At 69.4% G+C, this 14680-nt stretch carries 13 protein-coding genes; 12 read left to right on the forward strand and 1 reads right to left on the reverse strand.

The window, feature by feature from the left end; genetic code table 11:
• Positions 1-30 precede the first annotated feature (30 nt).
• The 3 genes from Q7W82_RS09030 to Q7W82_RS09040 all read left to right on the forward strand — a co-directional run bounded on the left by Q7W82_RS09030 (position 31) and on the right by Q7W82_RS09040 (position 2848).
• On the forward strand, positions 31-564 hold the full coding sequence (locus tag Q7W82_RS09030) for a hypothetical protein (RefSeq protein WP_242156539.1): 534 nt from the start codon (positions 31-33) through the stop codon (positions 562-564).
• 9 nt (positions 565-573) lie between these two features.
• Positions 574-1767 (forward strand): zinc-dependent alcohol dehydrogenase, encoded by a 1194-nt coding sequence (locus Q7W82_RS09035; protein WP_242156540.1) that lies wholly within the window; start codon positions 574-576, stop codon positions 1765-1767.
• 67 nt (positions 1768-1834) lie between these two features.
• Positions 1835-2848 (forward strand): cation diffusion facilitator family transporter, encoded by a 1014-nt coding sequence (locus tag Q7W82_RS09040; protein WP_242156541.1) that lies wholly within the window; start codon positions 1835-1837, stop codon positions 2846-2848.
• A gap of 272 nt (positions 2849-3120) precedes the next feature.
• Here Q7W82_RS09040 and Q7W82_RS09045 read toward each other — a convergent pair whose 3' ends face one another.
• A complete protein-coding gene (locus Q7W82_RS09045) occupies positions 3121-5184 on the reverse strand; it encodes a 3-hydroxyacyl-CoA dehydrogenase NAD-binding domain-containing protein (protein WP_242156543.1) in 2064 nt (687 codons plus the stop codon).
• 239 nt (positions 5185-5423) lie between these two features.
• On the opposite strand from Q7W82_RS09045, the gene rpoE reads away from it, so the two are divergent.
• The 9 genes from rpoE to recO all read left to right on the forward strand — a co-directional run bounded on the left by rpoE (position 5424) and on the right by recO (position 14552).
• Complete coding sequence (gene rpoE / locus Q7W82_RS09050) at positions 5424-6044, forward strand: RNA polymerase sigma factor RpoE (RefSeq protein ID WP_160948332.1); 621 nt, start codon at positions 5424-5426, stop codon at positions 6042-6044.
• Complete coding sequence (locus Q7W82_RS09055; RefSeq protein WP_242156544.1) at positions 6041-7006, forward strand: sigma-E factor negative regulatory protein; 966 nt, start codon at positions 6041-6043, stop codon at positions 7004-7006. Before rpoE ends, Q7W82_RS09055 begins: the two co-directional genes overlap by 4 nt.
• A gap of 98 nt (positions 7007-7104) precedes the next feature.
• Complete coding sequence (locus tag Q7W82_RS09060) at positions 7105-8637, forward strand: DegQ family serine endoprotease (protein ID WP_242156545.1); 1533 nt, start codon at positions 7105-7107, stop codon at positions 8635-8637.
• Between the two features lie 174 nt (positions 8638-8811).
• The gene (gene lepA, locus Q7W82_RS09065) at positions 8812-10602 is read left to right on the forward strand and encodes a translation elongation factor 4 (RefSeq protein WP_019796414.1); all 1791 of its coding nucleotides are present in this window, start codon (positions 8812-8814) and stop codon (positions 10600-10602) included.
• Between the two features lie 101 nt (positions 10603-10703).
• Positions 10704-11504 carry a signal peptidase I gene (gene lepB, locus Q7W82_RS09070; RefSeq protein ID WP_242156546.1) on the forward strand — a complete coding sequence of 267 codons (801 nt, stop codon included), beginning with the start codon at positions 10704-10706 and terminating at the stop codon, positions 11502-11504.
• A gap of 20 nt (positions 11505-11524) precedes the next feature.
• The gene (locus tag Q7W82_RS09075) at positions 11525-11902 is read left to right on the forward strand and encodes a DUF4845 domain-containing protein (protein WP_160948336.1); all 378 of its coding nucleotides are present in this window, start codon (positions 11525-11527) and stop codon (positions 11900-11902) included.
• Positions 11892-12572, forward strand: coding sequence for a ribonuclease III (gene rnc / locus Q7W82_RS09080; RefSeq protein ID WP_160948337.1), 681 nt, complete (start codon positions 11892-11894; stop codon positions 12570-12572). Before Q7W82_RS09075 ends, rnc begins: the two co-directional genes overlap by 11 nt.
• The gene (gene era, locus Q7W82_RS09085) at positions 12569-13474 is read left to right on the forward strand and encodes a GTPase Era (RefSeq protein ID WP_010340598.1); all 906 of its coding nucleotides are present in this window, start codon (positions 12569-12571) and stop codon (positions 13472-13474) included. Before rnc ends, era begins: the two co-directional genes overlap by 4 nt.
• Positions 13475-13694: 220 nt before the next feature.
• Positions 13695-14552 carry a DNA repair protein RecO gene (gene recO, locus Q7W82_RS09090; protein WP_242156547.1) on the forward strand — a complete coding sequence of 286 codons (858 nt, stop codon included), beginning with the start codon at positions 13695-13697 and terminating at the stop codon, positions 14550-14552.
• The last annotated feature ends 128 nt before the right edge of the window (positions 14553-14680 follow it).

Below are 14680 nucleotides of genomic sequence, written 5' to 3' on the forward strand. Positions count from 1 at the left end.
GATCGTTCCGGTCCTGCCAGGAGCCTTCCCATGCGCGAATCCCCGGTCAACGACGCGGCCGCCACCCTGGACGGCACGCGCCTGGTCCGTACCCTCAGCATTCTGGGCGAACCGCATCAGATCCTCGATGCCTGGTGCGACGTCGGCGTGCAGCAACAGGTGCTGTCGGGCCTGGCCGAACTGCAGTCCGGCGACGGTTACGCCTCGCAATGGCGCTTGCGCCTGCCGTTGGAGCGCCACCTCGAACTGGAGTACCGGCGCGGCGAGGCCTGTCTTGGCGAGTCGGTCAGCTATGTGGGCAGCGGCGAGCACGGTCTGCATCTGCAGACCACGCTGAGCGTGCGTGCCGCGCCGGACGGCTTCGGCTGCGAAACCACCCTGGCGGTGGAGTACCGCGTCGAGGGCGGCATCGTCGCCCAGGCCGTGGCCAAGTTGGTCGGCGCCGCCCCGGATGCGCTGGTCGGCAAGGTGTTGCATCGGTTCAAGGCCTGGATCGAGTGCGGCGAAGTGCCGACGTTGCGCGACAACCCGTCCGCGCGCGGCCGCGACCACCACGAACACTAGGAGTCCGCCATGCGCGCACTGTGCTGGAACGGCGTCAACGATCTGCGGGTGGAAACGGTTCCCGACCCACGCATCGTCAACCCACGCGATGTCATCCTGAAGGTCGGCCTCAGCACCACCTGCGGCTCGGACCTGCATTTCATCGACGGCTACCTGCCGACGATGCGCGAAGGCGACATCATCGGCCACGAATTCATGGGCGAAGTGGTCGAGGTCGGACCGCAGGTGCGCAACCTGCGCGTCGGCCAGCGCGTGGTGGTGCCCTCGTTCATTTCTTGCGGCGAATGCTGGCACTGCGGGCGCCAGGAATTCTCGCTGTGCGACAACACCAACCCCAACTGGGAGATGCAGGAGCCGCTGCTTGGCTATCCGACCGCCGGCATCTACGGCTACACCCACGCCTTCGGCGGCTACGCCGGCTCGCATGCGGACTTCATCCGCGTGCCGCATGCCGACGTCGGCTGCTTCGCCATCCCGGAGGAGGTGGACGACGAGGACGCGCTGTTCCTGTCCGACGCCGGCCCCACCGGGTTCATGGGCGCCGATTTCTGCAGCATCCAGCCCGGCGCGACCGTGGCGGTGTGGGGGTGCGGCGGAGTCGGGCTGATGGCGCAGCAGAGCGCGCGGCTGCTGGGTGCCGAGCGGGTCATCGCCATCGATCGCCTGCCCGAGCGGCTGGCGCTGGCGCGCGACGTGCTCGGCAACGAGGTGATCGATTACAGCGCGGTCGACAGCGTGGTCGAGATGCTGCGCGAAATGACCGGCGGGCGCGGACCCGATGCCTGCATCGACGCAGTCGGCATGGAGGCGCATGGCACCGGCCTCGGCTACGCCTACGACCGGGTCAAGCAGGCGCTGCACCTACATACCGACCGCGGCCAGGCGTTGCGCGAGGCGATCCTGGCCTGCCGCAAGGGCGGCACGCTGTCGATCCTGGGCGTGTACGGGCTGATGGACAAGTTCCCGCTCGGTGCGGTGATGAACAAGGGGCTGACCGTACGCACCGCCCAGCAGCACGGCCAGCACTACGTGCCGCGCCTGCTGGAACTGGCGCGCAGCGGCGCGTTCAAGACGCGCTTCCTGGCCACGCACCGGATGCCGCTGGAGGAGGCGGCGCGCGGCTACGACCTGTTCAAGCACAAGCACGACGGCTGCGTCCGTGCGGTGTTCGTGCCGGGGCAGGCGGCCGCCGCGGCGGTGTAATAGTCTCCGCGCAGGCGGCGACCTAAGGTAGCGGCCATCTTTCTCCGCATCGCCGCCCGGTCGCCCCATGGGACACGATCACAGTCACGCCCCCACCGAGATCCGTCACGAGCAGCCCCTGTGGTGGGCGCTCGGCCTCACCGCGCTGTTCCTCGTGGTGGAAGTGGCCGGCGCCTTCGTCACCAACAGCCTGGCGCTGTTGTCCGATGCTGCGCACATGGCCACCGACACGCTGGCGCTGATGATCGCCTTGATCGCGGTGCGGCTGAGCCGGCGCCCCCCCGATGCCAAACGCAGCTACGGCTACGCGCGGCTGGAGGCGCTGGGTGCGTTGGTCAACGGCGCGCTGCTGTTCGTGGTGGCCGGTTACATCCTGTGGGAGGCGGTGCAGCGCTTCCGCCAGCCGCAGGAGATCGCCACCGTCGGCATGCTCGGCATCGCCGCGTTCGGCCTGCTGATCAACCTGATCTCGATGCGCCTGCTCAAGGCCGGCAGTGGCGAGAGCCTCAACATGAAGGGCGCCTACCTGGAAGTGTGGAGCGACATGCTCGGCTCGGTCGCGGTGATCGTCGGCGCGCTGGCGATCCGTGTCACCGGCTGGAAGCTGATCGATCCGATCCTGGCGGTGCTGATCGGCCTGTGGGTGCTGCCGCGGACCTGGGTATTGCTGCGCGAGGCGATCAACGTGCTGCTGGAAGGCGTGCCCAAGGGCGTGGACCTGGATGCGGTGCGCGGCTACCTGCAGGCGGCGCCCGGCGTGGCCAGCGTGCACGACCTGCACGTGTGGGCGCTGGCCTCCAGCACGCCGGCGCTGACCGCGCACGTGGTGGTGGCCGAGGGTGCCGACGCCGACGCATTGCGTGCCGCGCTCTGCGATGGCCTGCATGCGCGTTTCGACATCGATCACATCACCCTGCAGATGGAAGCCGGCCATTGCGGCGCCACGCCGTGTGGCGCGCCGGCCGCGGCGGGCGAGGGCGGTGGTCACGATCATCATGGGCATGGTCACGACGCGCACGATCATGCCCATGGCCATCGCGCGCACGGGCATGGCCATGCGCATGGGCATTCGCACCCGTAAACGGCGCGGTTGCTGGATGGCACGCCTGCCGGCGCCGCGGTCGTTTGCCGTTCCGGAGTGGCAGCCGTCGAGGACCGGGAATGCCGGTCGCGGCTGAAGCCGCTCCTGCGAGCGCCTTGGCGCCGACGGTCGCCGCGATGTCCGGATCATGCGCATGCGCGCGGCCCGTCGCCGCAACGCCGTCTTTTGTCGGAGCGGCTTCAGCCGCGATGGACGTTCTCGATCATGCCCGTCGTGGTTGAAGCCGCTCCTGCGCGGAATCTGTGCGCGCCTCAGACCACCGGTTCGCGCAGCGCCGGCGACTCCCAGCCCGGGCGCGGCGCGAAGCGCTCGCCATAACGCGCCTGCAGGGCGCGCAGGCGTGCCAGCAACACGTCGGCGCCGGCGGCGCGGATGTGCTGGATCGGGCCGCCCCGAAACGGGGCGAAGCCGGTGCCGAAGATCACGCCGGCATCGAGCAGGTCGGCGTCGGCGACCACGCCTTCGTGCAGGCAGGCCACCGCCTCGTTGAGCAGCGGCAGGATCAGGCGGTCTTCCAGGTCGTCCGGTGCGCGGTAGTCCTTGGCCAGCTCCGGCTTCTTGGCGCGGCCGTTCTCCCAGGTGTACAGGCCCTGGCCATCCTTCTTGCCGCGCTTGCCCGGCTCCACGGTCTGCAGCGCCGCCGGGATCGGCAGGCCCAGGAACGGCGCCAGCTCGGCGCCGACGCCGGCGGCCACGTCCAGGCCCACGGTGTCGATCAGTTCGATCGGACCCATCGGCATGCCGAACTTGACCGCGGCCTTGTCGATCGCCGGGCCGGGAATGCCTTCGGCATAGGCGGTGGCCGCTTCCAGCATGTACGGGAACAGCACGCGGTTGACCAGGAAGCCGGGGGTGCCGGCGACCGGCACCGGCAGCTTGTCGATCGCCTTGCAGAACGCGGCCAGCCGCTTCTGGTTCTCCGGCGCCAGGCCGTCGTGGCAGACGATCTCCACCAGCGGCATCTGCGCCACCGGGTTGAAGTAGTGCAGGCCGCCGAACTGCGCCGGGCGCTGGATGTGCTCGCGCAGCTCGGTCAGCGGGATCGAGGAGGTGTTGGTGCTGAGCAGCGCATTCGGCTGCATGCGCGGTTCCAGCGCCTGGTACAACTCGCGCTTGGCCTGCGGATTCTCAATGATCGCCTCGATCACCAAGTCGGCCGTCGGCACGCCGTCGCCGGCCAGGTCGCCCTTCAGCCGCGCCGCCACCGCCGGACGCTTGCTGTCGTCCTTGACCCGCTTGGCGAACAGTTCGCCAGCGCGGCTTAGCGCACCGTCGATGAAGCGCTGCTCACGGTCCTGCAGGGTCACCTCGAAGCCCTTGTAGGCCGACCAGGCGGCGATGTCGCCGCCCATCACACCGGCGCCGACCACATGCACGTGGCGGATGCCGTGCGCCTTGCCGCCCAGCGCCTTGAGCCGTTCGGTGAGGAAGAAGATGCGGATCAGGTTGCGCGCGGTGGGGGTGCTGGCCAGCTTGACCACGGCCTTGCGTTCGGCATCCAGGCGCGCCTGGATGCCGCTGCCACCGCTGCGTTCCCACACGCCGATCAGCGCGTACGGCGCCGGGTAGTGCTCCTTGCGCGCCTTGCGCGCCACCTGCTTGCGCATCTGCGGCGCCAACAGCTTGCGTGCCGGCCAGGTGTTGGTGGCCCAGGCGGTGGCGCGCTGCTTGAAGGGACGGGCGGTGCCGGACAGCGCCAGCGCCACCGCGGTATCGGTCAGCACGGCCGGCGCGGCGACCTTGTCGACCAGGCCCATCGCACGTGCCGCCGAGGCCGACACGGTGCGCCCGGTGAGCATCAGGTCCATCGCCGCCGGCGCGCCGATCAGCCGCGGCAGGCGCGCGCTGCCGCCCCAGCCGGGGAAGATGCCGAGCTTGGTCTCGGGCAGGCCGACGCGGGTGGCCGCATCGCTGGAGGCCACGCGGTACCGGCAGGCCAGGGCGATCTCTGTGCCGCCACCCATGCAGAAGCCGTGGATCGCCGCCACCGTGGGGCAGGGCAGTTCCGCCAGTTTCTGGAAGGTGGCCTGGCCGCGGCGGATGGCGTCGTTGACGGTGCCGCGGCGGTCGAATTCCTGGAACTCCTTGAGGTCGGCGCCGGCGATGAAGCCGTTGTCCTTGGCCGAGCGGATCACCACGCCCTTGGGCGGATCGATGGCGATGCGCTCGAGCAGGTCGCCCAGCTCCAGCAGCACGTCCTGCGACAGCGCGTTGACGGGCGCGTCCTGGCGGTCGAGGCTGAGCACGACGACGCCGTCGCCGCGGATGTCCGCTTGCCAGTGACTGAATCGGAGCCCGTCGAAGCCTGAAAGCATGGGGAGGACCATCCGCTTGTGTATGGAGAAGATCGTTATCATCCAGAGGTTGTTTCCGTCGCGTCAAATCCCAATGCAAGGGGATTGACGCGGGTCCCGCGACCGCTGGCCTTGCGCCAGCCTAACGGAACGCCGGTTAACGTCGTGGGGCGGCGATCCGCTGAGGGGCGCTGAACTTTTTTCCGAATTGGCGGTCAGAGGGTCCGACGTAGGTTGGGCTGACAGGAGTGCGGCCCGCTATGGCCGATGTCGAAACACCTCAGGAGCTGGACCTGGAACTGGTCCGGCGTGTGCAGCGCGGCGAGAGCGCGGCGTTCGATGTGCTGGTGCGCAAGTACCAGCATCGGATCGTCGGCCTGATCGGGCGCTACATCGCCGACTGGAGCGAATGTCAGGACGTGGCCCAGGACACCTTCATCCGCGCCTACCGCGCGATGGGGAGCTTCCGCGGCGACGCCCAGTTCTCTACATGGTTGCACCGGATCGCCGTGAACACCGCCAAGAACTACCTGGTCGCGCACAACCGCAGGCCGCCCACCGACGATGTCGACGTGCTCGATGCCGAGCAGTTCGACAGCGGCACCCGGCTGCGCGACACCGACACGCCCGAGCGCGAACTGATGCGCCAGGAGCTGGAACGCACGGTAATGAAGGCGGTCGACGCCTTGCCGGAAGAATTGCGCACCGCCATCACCCTGCGCGAGGTGGAGGGCATGAGCTACGAGGACATCGCGCAGAAGATGGGCTGCCCGATCGGCACCGTGCGTTCGCGGATCTTCCGCGCCCGCGAGGCCATCGACGCCGAACTCCGTCCCCTGCTGGATACCGACAGCGCCACCCGTGAGCGACACCGCGTATGACCGATAGCACGCCCTTTCCCAAGCCAGTGCCGGCGCCCGACAGCGCAGCGCCGGATAAGTTCGAGCTGCACTACCGGCAGCAATTGTCCGCCCTGATCGACGGCGAACTGCCGGCCGACGAAGCGCGCTTCGTGCTGCGCCGGCTGCAGCACGACGAGGAGCTGTCCGGCTGCCACGAGCGCTGGCAGCTGTGCGGCGACATCCTGCGCGGGCGCGTCAGCGTGCCGGCGCCCAGCGATTTCAGCGCCCGCGTGCGCCAGGCGGTGGCCGCCGAAGCGCAGCAGGCCGCGCGCGCCCAAGTGGCCAGCGCGGCCGGCAAGCGTCGCACCTGGCGCTGGGGCGGCAGTGCGGCCCTGGCCGCCTCGGTCGCCCTGCTGGCCCTGTTCGTGACCCAGCGCCTGCCGCAGACCCCCGAGGCGCTGACGCCGGCGCAGGTGGCCGATGCCACCGCGCCGACGCCGGCGCCTGTCGCCACCACGCCGCAGGTCCCGACGCCCGCACCGGCGCCGGCGCCGGCCGATCCGCAGGGCGACCTCGCCGCGGCCGTCGCGGCGGCGCCGGCGATGGCGATCGCGGCCAACCGCCGCCAGGAAGCGGCGGCGCGACGCGAGGCCGCGCGCAGCGAGCAGGCCGCGCGGCCCCGCAGCGCCCCGGCCGAGCGCGCCTATGCCGCGGCGGCGCCCACCAGGCCGCAAGCCAAGACGCCCGCGCAGACGCCGTTCGTGGCGCCGGTCGTGCCTCCGACGATGGTCGCGCAACGCGCCAGCGATCCGTTCGGGCATCCGGCCGCGCCGCTGCAGGCCCGGCCGTGGCCGCGCTCGACGCTGCCGGCCGCCGATGCCGGCAGCGCCTTCACTGCCAGCTTCCCGCGCAGCGGCGCGGACCCGGCGGCGTTCTATCCGTTCGAACCCCGATTGCCTGCCGACGCCGTGGCCAACCCGCCGCCGCAGCAGCAGCCCTGACCCCGCGCGCCGGCAGGCGTCCTGCTTCGACCCGGCGCGTGGTCCCCGTTGCTTCGTCCCCTCGTTCTTCCCCTTCCCGAACCGGAGGCTCGCGTCCGATGACTCACCGTATCCGCCACCATCTGTTGGGCCTGCTGGCGCTGACCGTGCCGCTGGCCGCCTGCGCGCAGCAGCCCAGCCCCAGCGCCGCCAGCGCCACGCCGCCGGCCGCGCAGTCCGCGCCGGCACCGCAACTGGTCGGCAACCTTCCCGATTTCACCCGGCTGGTCGAGCAGGTCGGGCCGGGCGTGGTCAATGTCGAGACCACCATCAGCCGCCGCGCCGCGGCCGCGCGCTCCGGCGGCGGCATGCCCGACGACGACCAGATCCCCGAGTTCTTCCGCCGCTTCTTTGGTCCGGAGGGCATGCCGGGCATGCCCGGGCAGCCGCGCGGCGGCGCGCCGGACGACGATGGTCCCGCGGGCCGCTCGATGGGCTCGGGCTTCATCATCTCGCCCGATGGCTACGTGCTGACCAACCACCACGTGGTCGACGGCGCCAGCGAGGTCAAGGTCAAGCTCACCGACCGCCGCGAGTTCACCGCCAAGGTGGTCGGCAGCGACCAGCAGTACGACGTGGCGCTGCTGAAGATCGACGGCAAGAACCTGCCGACGGTGCGCATCGGCGACTCCAACCTGCTCAAGCCCGGCCAGTGGGTGGTGGCGATCGGCTCGCCGTTCGGCCTGGACCACTCGGTCACCGCCGGCATCGTCAGCGCCACCGGTCGCAGCAACCCTTATGCCGACCAGCGCTACGTGCCGTTCATCCAGACCGACGTGGCGATCAACCAGGGCAATTCCGGCGGCCCGCTGCTCAACACCCGCGGCGAAGTGGTCGGCATCAACTCGCAGATCTTCTCCGCCTCCGGCGGCTACATGGGCATCAGCTTCGCGATCCCGATCGACCTGGCGATGAGCGCGGTCGAGCAGATCAAGAAGACCGGCAAGGTCACCCGCGCCCAGCTTGGGGTGATGGTCGGCGCCATCGATTCGCTGAAGGCGCAGGGCCTGGGCCTGCCGGATACGCGCGGCGCGCTGGTCAACCAATTGGTCCAGGGCAGCCCGGCGGCCAAGGCCGGGCTGGAAGTGGGCGATGTGATCCGCACGGTCAACGGCACCGAGATCGGCGCCTCCAGCGACCTGCCGCCGATGATCGGCGCGATGCAGCCGGGCGCCAAGGTGCGCCTGGGCATCCTGCGCGACGGCAAGCCGCGCGAGCTGACCGTGCAGTTGACCGCGCTGGCCGACGACGCCCAGCCCAACGCCGGCCCGGTGGTGGGCGACAACGCCGCCCCGGCCACCGGGGCCAACGCGCTGCTCGGCATCGACGTGGCGGATCTGGACGCCGCCACCCGCCAGCAACTGGGCGTGGAGCCGGGCAAGGGCGTGCGCATCACCGCGGTGACCGGCCGCGCCGCGCGCGACGCGCAGCTGGTGCCGGGCATGGTGATCCTGCAGGTCGGGCGCACGCCGATCGGCAGCGTGGCGGCCCTGAACCAGCAGCTGAGCGCCTACAAGAAGGGCGACGTGGTGATGCTGCTGATCCGCGTCCGCGACACCACCAGCTTCGTCGCGGTACGCGCCGGCGGCTGATCCCGCGCGCCCGGCCGTGGCCGGGCGCCATCCCCGGCGCCGATCCAGCCGGGTCGGCGCCCGGGGCCGGGGGGCGAATCCGGCGGTCGTCACCAGCGGCCGCCGGCCATGCGATAATGGCCCGTTATCCTGACGACGGTCCTGGCCGCCGCCCACCTCATGTCCTCTGATTCGATGCGGAACATCCGCAACTTCTCCATCATCGCCCACGTCGACCACGGCAAATCGACCCTGGCCGATCGCATCATCCAACTCTGCGGCGGCCTGCAGGCGCGCGAGATGGAAGCGCAGGTGCTCGACTCCAACCCGATCGAGCGCGAACGCGGCATCACCATCAAGGCCCAGTCCGTGTCGCTGCCGTACACCGCGCAGGACGGGCAGGTCTACCACCTGAACTTCATCGACACCCCCGGCCACGTCGACTTCTCCTACGAGGTCAGCCGCTCGCTGGCCGCCTGCGAGGGCGCGCTGCTGGTGGTGGACGCGGCGCAGGGCGTGGAAGCGCAGTCGGTGGCCAACTGCTACACCGCGGTGGAGCAGGGCCTGGAAGTGGTGCCGGTGCTGAACAAGATCGACCTGCCCACCGCCGACATCGACCGCGCCAAGGCCGAGATCGAGGCGGTGATCGGCATCGACGCCACCGACGCGGTCGCGGTCAGCGCCAAGACCGGGCTGAACGTGCGCGACGTGCTGGAGGCGATCGTGCAGCGCATCCCGCCGCCGGTGCCGCGCGACACCGACAAGCTGCAGGCGCTGATCATCGACTCCTGGTTCGACAACTACCTGGGCGTGGTCTCGCTGGTGCGGGTGATGCAGGGCGAGATCAAGGCCGGCGACAAGCTGCTGGTGATGTCCACCGGCCGCACCCACCAGGTCGACAACGTCGGCGTGTTCACGCCCAAGCGCAAGGTGCTGCCGGCGCTGCGCGCGGGCGAGGTGGGCTGGGTCACCGCCAGCATCAAGGACGTGCACGGCGCGCCGGTCGGCGACACCCTGACCCTGGCCGGCGACCCGGCCAGCAAGCCGCTGCCCGGCTTCCAGGAAATGCAGCCGCGCGTGTTCGCCGGCCTGTTCCCGGTCGATGCCGAGGACTACACCAACCTGCGCGAGGCGCTGGACAAGCTGCGCCTGAACGACGCGGCGCTGCGCTTCGAGCCGGAAAGCTCCGAGGCGATGGGTTTCGGCTTCCGCTGCGGCTTCCTCGGCATGCTGCACATGGAGATCGTGCAGGAGCGCCTGGAGCGCGAGTACAACCTGGACCTGATCAGCACCGCGCCGACGGTGGTCTACGAGGTGCTGAAGACCGACGGCAGCATCATCAGCATGGACAACCCGGCCAAGCTGCCGCCGGTGAACATGGTCGAGGAGATCCGCGAGCCGATCATCCGCGCCAACATCCTCACCCCCGAGGAATACATCGGCAACATCATCAAGCTGTGTGAGGAAAAGCGCGGCAGCCAGATCGGCATCAACTACCTGGGTAGCCAGGTGCAGATCAGCTACGAACTGCCGATGGCCGAGGTGGTGCTGGACTTCTTCGACAAGCTCAAGTCGGTCAGCCGCGGCTACGCCTCGCTGGACTACCACTTCGTGCGCTTCGACACCGGCCCGTTCGTGCGCGTGGACGTGCTGATCAACGGTGACAAGGTCGATGCGCTGTCGCTGATCGCGCACCGCAGCCACGCCGATCGCCGCGGCCGCGAGCTGTGCGAGAAGATGAAGGACCTGATCCCGCGGCAGATGTTCGACGTGGCGATCCAGGCCGCGATCGGCTCGCAGATCATCGCCCGCACCACGGTCAAGGCGATGCGCAAGAACGTGCTGGCCAAGTGCTATGGTGGCGACGTCTCGCGCAAGAAGAAGCTGTTGGAAAAGCAGAAAGAAGGCAAGAAGCGCATGAAGCAGGTCGGCCGCGTGGAAATCCCGCAGGAAGCCTTCCTGGCTGTGCTGCAGATGGACAAGTAGCTGGGAATCGTGAATAGGGAATGGGGAATGGAAGGAGCGCATGCTCTTGCCTTCCCGATTTCCCATTCTCCATTCCCGATTCCCATTCCAAAGGAATACGAATGAAATGGTTTGAAATCGCGCTGGTGGTCCTGACCTTCGCCACCGGCATCATCACCCTGCTGGACAAGCTGTTCTTCGCCAAGCGCCGTGCCGCGCGGGCCGGGTTGCTGGACGCCGAGCCGGTGCTGGTGGACTACTCGCGGGCGTTCTTCCCGGTGCTGGCGGTGGTGCTGATCCTGCGCAGCTTCATCGCCGAGCCGTACAAGATCCCGTCCAGCTCGATGATGCCGAACCTGCTGGTCGGCGATTTCATCCTGGTCAACAAGTTCTCCTACGGCTTCCGCCTGCCGATCACCAACCAGAAGATCATTCCGGTCGGCGAGCCCAAGCGCGGCGACGTGGTGGTGTTCAAGCCGCCGCACAAGCCGGACGAGAACTGGATCAAGCGCGTGATCGGCCTGCCGGGCGACCGCATCGGCTTCCACGGCGACACCCTGTACATCAACGGCACGCCGATGAAGTACAAGGTGATGGGCGAGTACGTCGGCAAGGGCAAGGGCGCGGAAATGACCGGCGCCACGCTGCTCACCGAATACCTGCCGGGCCGTCCCCACACCGAACTGGAATGGATCGACCGCAACAATCCGGCCGGCCAGGGCGACTGGGTGGTGCCGCCGGGCAAGTACTTCGTGATGGGCGATAATCGCGACAACAGCGAGGACAGCCGGTTCTGGACCCAGACCCATTTCCTGCCCGAGGAGAACCTGCGCGGCAAGGCGTTCCTGATCTGGCTCAATTGCGAAGGGTGGTTCTGCAGCGGCAGTTTCGATCCGTCGCGGATCGGAACGACCATTCAGTGACTTGCGTGAGGGGAAGCGCGATGAAGCACAAGCAAAGTGGCATGACCTTGACCTCGTTCGTGATCGTGCTGGCGGTGGTCGGATTCTTCGTCTACATCGGCATGAAGCTGTTCCCGATGTACATGGAGTTCTATGCCGTGCGCTCGGCGATGAAGGGCCTGGCGACGGAAGCCGGCAGCGCCGAGATGGACCCGTCGCAGGCCAAGGCCTCGCTGTTCCGGCGCCTGGACATCAACAACTCGGACAACGTGAAGCCGAGCGACGTCACCTTCGAGCGCACCGATACCGGGGTGAAGATGCACGTGGCCTACGAAGTGCGCCGCCCGTTGATCGCCAATCTGGACGTGGTCGGCAAGTTCGACGCCACCCAGGACCTGACGACGCGTGGTGGCCAGTAAGACCATCCTGCGCGGTGACCGCATCGGTCACCGCTTCGCCGAGCCGCAGTTGCTGGCGCAGGCGCTGACCCATCGCAGCGCCGGTGCGCCGCACAACGAACGCCTGGAGTTCCTCGGCGACGGCATCGTCAACCTGCTGATCGCCGAGGCGCTGTACCAGCGCTGGCCCAAGGCCGACGAAGGCGCGCTGACCCGCGCCCGCGCCGAGCTGGTGCGCGAGGCCTCGCTGGCCGCGATCGGCCGGCAGCTGGAGCTGGGCGAACGCCTGACCCTGGGGCCGGGCGAGATGAAGTCCGGCGGCCATCGCCGCGACTCGATCCTGGCCGATGCGGTGGAGGCCGTGGTCGCGGCGATCTACCTGGATGCCGGCTTCGAGACCTGCCGCGCCACGATCCTGCCCTGGTTCGAGGCGGCGCTGGCGGCGCTGCCGGTCGGCAAGGTGGAGAAGGACGCCAAGACCCGCCTGCAGGAATGGCTGCAGGCCCGGCAGCGGAGCCTGCCGGCCTACGAACTGATCAGCGAGACCGGCGACGACCACGCCAAACTATTCCGGGTACGCTGCGTACTCGCCGAGCCCGCCCTGGTGACCGAGGGCGAGGGCACCTCGCGGCGCCTGGCCGAGCAGCAGGCCGCCGCCGCCGCCATCGAGCAACTGGATTCGAGCAAGTGAACGAGCAAGCCACCCCCCCTTACCGCAGCGGCAGCGTGGCCGTGATCGGCCGCCCCAACGTGGGCAAGTCCACCCTGACCAACGCCCTGGTGGGCGCCAAGGTCAGCATCGTCTCCAACCGGCCGCAGACCACCCGGCACCGGCTGCTGGGCATCGCCAGCTTCCCGGCCGGCCAGTTGCTGCTGGTCGATACCCCGGGCCTGCACCGCGAGCAGAAGCGCGCCATGAACCGGGTGATGAACCGCGCCGCGCGCGGCTCGCTGGAAGGCGTGGACGCCGGCCTGCTGGTGATCGAAGCCGGGCGTTGGGACGAGGAGGACACGCTGGCGTTCAACGTGCTCAGCGACGCCGGCATTCCGGTGGTGCTGGTGGTCAACAAGGTCGACCGGCTCAAGGACAAGACCGCGCTGCTGCCGTTCCTGCAGCAGGTCAGCGAGGGCCGCAGCTTCGCCGCGGTGCACCCGATCTCCGCGCTCAAGCGCAAGGGCCTGGAGGCGCTGGTGCGCGACCTGCTGGCCTTGGTGCCGGAAGCGCCGCCGATGTTCGGCGAGGACGAGATCACCGACCGCAGCCAGCGCTTCCTGGCCGGCGAACTGGTGCGCGAGCAGTTGATGCGCCAGCTCGGCGAGGAACTGCCGTACGCGACCACCGTGGAGATCGAACGCTTCGCCGAGGACGGCGCGCTGCTGCGCATCGGCGCGGTGATCTGGGTCGAGCGCGAAGGCCAGAAAGCCATCGTGATCGGCAAGGGCGGCACCCGCCTGAAGGACATCGGCGCCAAGGCCCGCCAGCAGATGGAGCGCCTGTTCGGCGCCAAGGTGTTCCTGGAGACCTGGGTGCGCGTGCGCGAGGGCTGGTCCGACGACGAGGCGGCGCTGAAGGCGTTCGGGTACGGGGAATAACGCCGGGAATAGTGAATCGGGAATCGGATTTCCGCGTGTCCCAGGCAATCGTGGTATGTGTAGGAGCGGCTTCAGCCGCGACCGGTTTTCCCGGTAACCTCCATCGCCGCTGAAGCTGCTCCTGCCGGAAAAGCCGCCTTTTCATCGGATCGCTCGGCAATGATTCGGGCCTGCCTTCCGATTCCCCATTCCCTACTCCCCATTCCCAGCTCCCACCGCCTTGATCGAGCACGAACCCGGTTTCGTCCTGCATGCGCGGCCCTGGCGCGAGACCAGCCTGCTGGTGGAGGTGCTGAGCGTGCACCACGGCCGGCTCGGCGTGCTGGCGCGCGGCGTGCAGGGGCCGAAAAAGCAGGCCTTGCGCGCGGCGCTGCAGCCGCTGCAGTCGATCCGCTTCAGCGCGCAGCGCCGCGGCGAACTGGCGCAACTGCGCGCGGCCGAGGCCGTGGACACGGCGCCGCGGCTCAGCGGCGAGGCGATGCTGGCCGGCTTCTACATCAACGAACTGACCCTGCGCCTGGCGCCGCGCGACGACCCGGCGCCGGACCTGTACCTGGCCTATGCGCGGGTGCGGGCGCGGCTGGCGGCCGAGGCGCCGCTGGCCTGGTCGCTGCGCTGCTTCGAGCGCGACCTGCTGGAGGCGCTGGGCGTGGGCTTCGACCTGCGCCACGACGGCGACGGCGAGCCGATCGACCCGGCCGCGCGCTATGTGCTCGACGCCGAGCACGGACCGCGCCGGTTGTTGAGCGACCGCGGCCACGACCAGCGCAGCGGGATGGCGACCGGGCGCGCCCTGCTGGCCCTGGCCGACGACGCCGAACCGGTCGCCGAGGATCTGCCCGGCCTGCGCCGCGGCATGCGCGTGGTGCTGCTGCACCACCTCGGCGGGCGCGGCCTGAAGTCCTGGGAAATGGTCGAGGACCTGGCGCGGCAGCGCAGCGCCGCCGCCACCGCGGCGGAGTCGGCAGTGACCGTGGCGACGCCGGAGGCGGACGCGGAGCTGGATGCGCAGGCCGATTCGACGTTGGCGTCCACGCCGGAGGCGCCGCTTCGGTCGCCGCCGTCCGCGGCATCGTGATGGCGTCGGATCGGCAGCGCCGGGCAGTCGGCACGACGGTGCCAGCGTGCGCCTGCGTCGGCCGCACCTCAACCGGAGGCGGGTAGTTCGTAGGAGCGGCTCTTGTCCCCTTTTGCGGGATCAGCCGC

This window comes from Xanthomonas indica, assembly GCF_040529045.1.
Classification (GTDB): Bacteria; Pseudomonadota; Gammaproteobacteria; order Xanthomonadales; family Xanthomonadaceae; genus Xanthomonas_A; species Xanthomonas_A indica.